We start from the raw sequence: 1,390 nt of genomic DNA on the forward strand, positions 1-1,390 counted from the left end.
TCCGGTCGCCGGCCGTGTCATCGCCCGCCCCCGCCCGTCGCCGGCGCGCTCAGCCGCGTGCGTACTCGTCATGACGACGCCACCACGGACCGGTCTCGTTGCGCCCGCGCGGCGCGCGATCGAGCCACTGGTACATCCCCCACAGCCCGTCGAGCCCGCGCGCATAAGTCGAGTACGTGTGATACACCGCGCCGTCCTCGCGCACGAACGCACTCATCCCCGGCCGGTCGAGCGAATACGTGACCGCATCGGTCCCGCACGTCGCCGCGAACTGCACGACGGGGGCCGGCGGCGGATCCATGTCCATCGCGTGGCCGGCCCGCGCGTAGTTGTACTCGACGTCGCCGGCGCGCTGCTGCGTTTCGGTGAACGACACGTTGAAGTCGAAGTTGAAATCGCTGCCGACCGACGACGCCCACGGGAAGCGCCACCCCATCCGCTGCCGGTAAGCGAGCAGCTTCGCGAGCGGCGCGCGCGACACGGCGGCGAGCGTCACGTCGTGGTTCGCCAGATGCACGGCGAAGCCGTCGAAACCGTCGGCGATCGACGAACACGACGGGCAGCCGGCCTTGTAATCGGGGCCGAACATGAAGTGATAGACGAGCAGTTGCGAACGGTCGAGAAACAGGTCGTCGAGCGTTGCCTGCCCTTGTTCGGTGTCGAACCGGTAGGTCTTGTCGACGCGCACCCAGGGCAGCGCCTGGCGTCGCTGCGCGAGCTCGTCGCTTTGACGCGTCAGCGCCTTTTCCGCGTCGAGCAGTGCGCGGCGCGCGGCCAGCCATTCGTCGCGCGTTCCGGTGAGATGAGTCGTCATGGCGGGGTTCTCCTTCCGATGGGTATCCGGGCACGGCGTCCGGTGCCGTGTGCGTGGTGCTAGATTAGTGGCGGGCATCGGACCGGAGGGAGTGACAAGTGTGTCGGGATTCGGATGGATTCGCTGATCACGGCGGCCGCGCGCGCGCTCGCGGCCGGTGACGCGCTCGGCGCGCTCGAAGACGCAGAGCAGGCGCAGCAGGGTGGTCTGGGCGCGGCCGGACGGGCCGAGCAGCGCGAGGCGCGAGCCGCGCCGCACCGTGAGGTCGATGTCGTGCAGGACGGTATGCGATCCGAACGATTTCGACAGGCCGTGGATGCGTAGTTCGCTCATGGGCGGTTCCGGGGAAAAAGGGCGGCGCTCAGTCGCGCACCGACGCGCGGCCGAGCAGCAGGAACAGCAGTCCCGATGCGCCGAGCGACAGCGCGACGAGCAGCGCCGCATAGGGCGCCGCGGCGGCGAATGCGAGCGTCGCCGTGTCGCTCCACACCTGCGTCGCGAGCGTGCGGGTGCCGATCGGCGACAGCAGCAGCGTCGCGTTGAGTTCCGTCACGACCGAGATGAACACCATCGTCG

General features: G+C 69.3%; 2 protein-coding genes and 1 pseudogene. 1 reads left to right on the plus strand and 2 read right to left on the minus strand.

Annotation, left to right across the window (positions count from 1 at the left end; translation table 11 throughout):
- Positions 1-49: 49 nt before the first annotated feature.
- Positions 50-814 carry a DUF899 domain-containing protein gene (locus G3N93_RS40135; RefSeq protein ID WP_174941323.1) on the minus strand — a complete coding sequence of 255 codons (765 nt, stop codon included), beginning with the start codon at positions 812-814 and terminating at the stop codon, positions 50-52.
- A gap of 114 nt (positions 815-928) precedes the next feature.
- Between G3N93_RS40135 and G3N93_RS40140 the strand changes: the two genes are divergently transcribed.
- Entirely contained in the window at positions 929-1,138 is a 210-nt protein-coding gene (locus G3N93_RS40140; protein ID WP_206135539.1) for a hypothetical protein, read from the plus strand.
- Positions 1,139-1,175: 37 nt separating this feature from the next.
- On the opposite strand, the pseudogene G3N93_RS40145 reads toward G3N93_RS40140, so the two are convergent.
- Positions 1,176-1,390: pseudogene (locus G3N93_RS40145) on the minus strand (iron ABC transporter permease); the annotation flags it as partial.

The sequence above is a fragment of the Burkholderia sp. Se-20378 genome, from assembly GCF_017104665.1.
In the GTDB taxonomy this organism is placed as follows: domain Bacteria; phylum Pseudomonadota; class Gammaproteobacteria; order Burkholderiales; family Burkholderiaceae; genus Burkholderia; species Burkholderia lata.

Coding starts and splice junctions, on each gene's coding strand:
- G3N93_RS40135 (WP_174941323.1), bottom strand. CDS start 814: ATGACGACTCATCTCACCGGAACGCGCGACGAATGGCTGGCCGCGCGC.
- G3N93_RS40140 (WP_206135539.1), top strand. CDS start 929: ATGGATTCGCTGATCACGGCGGCCGCGCGCGCGCTCGCGGCCGGTGAC.